Annotated in this window: 1 protein-coding gene and 1 pseudogene; both read right to left on the reverse strand. The window is 61.2% G+C overall.

Going from position 1 to position 1765, the window contains the following annotated elements; translation table 11 throughout:
* Positions 1-167 precede the first annotated feature (167 nt).
* Positions 168-1397 carry an acyl-CoA dehydrogenase family protein gene (locus tag ABX74_RS26155; protein ID WP_020908942.1) on the reverse strand — a complete coding sequence of 410 codons (1230 nt, stop codon included), beginning with the start codon at positions 1395-1397 and terminating at the stop codon, positions 168-170.
* Positions 1398-1488: 91 nt separating this feature from the next.
* Positions 1489-1765 (reverse strand): annotated as a pseudogene (locus tag ABX74_RS26160) (esterase); the annotation flags it as partial.

Raw genomic sequence — 1765 nt, forward strand, 5'->3', positions numbered from 1 at the left:
ATCAACGGCTTCAGCAACACCACTCGTGGTTGCCCGGCCATCGGATGAACATTTGTGGGATCTGGCGCGTTCACTGCTTACTCCGATCCGTCGGCGCGGTGTCGCCGACCGCAGCAAGACTATCCGGTTCCTGCTGCGGTCGACCGACCAGCGAAAAAGTTCCGGTGTCAGCCCAGGAGGCCCTTGGCGATATGGGTGACCTGAATTTCGTTGCTGCCCGCATAGATCATGAGCGACTTGGCATCACGCGCCAACTGCTCCACTCGGTACTCGGCCATGTAGCCGTTTCCACCGAACAGCTGCACGGCTTCCATCGCGACCTCGGTCGCTGCGCGCGACGAGTACAGCTTCATCGCCGACGCCTCCGCCAGGCTCACTTTGTCTCCGGCCGCGGTGCGTTCGATCGCGTTGAAGACCATGTTCTGCACGTTGATTCGAGCGACCTCCATCTCGGCGAGCTTGAGCTGGATGAGCTGGAACTGCCCGATCTCACGTCCCCACAGTTTGCGGGACTTCGCGTATTCGATGCTCAGACGGTGGCATTCGTTGATGATGCCGAGCGAGAGCGATGCGATGCCGATGCGTTCGGCGGCAAAGCTCTCCTTGGCGCTGGACTTTCCGTCGGACTTTCCGCTGTCCTCGGTTTCGCCGAGCAGACGATCCTTGGTGATGCGGACGTTGTCGAAGAACAGCTCACCGGTGGGCGAGGAGTTCATTCCCATCTTCTTGAACGGCGGGCTCTGCGTGAGCCCCTCCATGCCCTTGTCGAGGATGAAGGCGAGCACCTTGCGGTCACGACGATCAACCGAAGCGTCCCCCTCGTCGAGCTTTGCGTAGACGATCATCACGTCGGCGTACGGACCGTTGGTGATGAAGGTCTTGTTGCCGTTGAGGATGTAGTCGTCACCGTCGCGGCGTACGTAGGACTTCATACCGCCGAAGGCATCCGAGCCGGAGTCCGGTTCGGTGATCGCCCATGCACCGACGGTTTCGAATGTCACCAAGCCGGGGAGCCAGCGTTCCTTCTGCGCGAGTGTGCCGCGGCTGCGGATAGTTCCAGCGGCCAATCCGAGGCTGACGCCCAACGACGCGACAAGACCGAGGCTGACGCCGGCCAATTCGCTGTTGAGCACAACGCCCATGCTGCCGGCGCCACTGAAGGCGCTCGACTTCTCACCGTCACCGGACGGAGTATCGCCGCGCTCGCGCGCGAGCGACTTCTCGAGGCCCTCGCGTGCCATGTCGGCCAGACCGAAGGTCGAGTACAGCTTGCGAATGATGTCGAACGGCGGCAGCGCACCACTTTCGAGCTCGTCGACGTGAGGTCGCACCTCTTTGTCGATAAAGCCCCGCAAGGCGTCGCGGAACATCAGGTCGGTGTCGGACCACTCGTACATGTGCCTGAACTCCAGTCGGTGAACGATCGAGAGACTGCCGAACGGCAGCCACACACCGAATATAGAACACGTTCCAAAACCGGAACAGGATTCAGCTGATCAGACCCATTCGCTGCGAGATCCACGTCAGCTCCTGCTCGACGCCGGCCGACCACACCGAAAAGCTGTGACCACCGGGAAGCTCGAGATATCTGGCGTCCATTCCGGCCGCTTTGGCCGCTTCGTACACCTTTTGCTGGCCGGGCTTGAACTCGTTGTCATCTGTTCCGACCACGAACACTCCGCCCGAGTTCGGGAACTTCCGGGTCGCCAGCAGGTCCATCGGATTCACCTTCACGAATGCCGCCTCGTCGCCGCCGAATATCTCG

Source organism: Rhodococcus sp. ARP2, from assembly GCF_001029585.1.
GTDB classification, from domain to species: Bacteria; Actinomycetota; Actinomycetes; order Mycobacteriales; family Mycobacteriaceae; genus Rhodococcus_F; species Rhodococcus_F erythropolis.

Excerpts from the sequence above, each read along its gene's own strand:
- ABX74_RS26155 (WP_020908942.1), bottom strand. The coding sequence starts at position 1,397 with ATGTACGAGTGGTCCGACACCGACCTGATGTTCCGCGACGCCTTGCGG.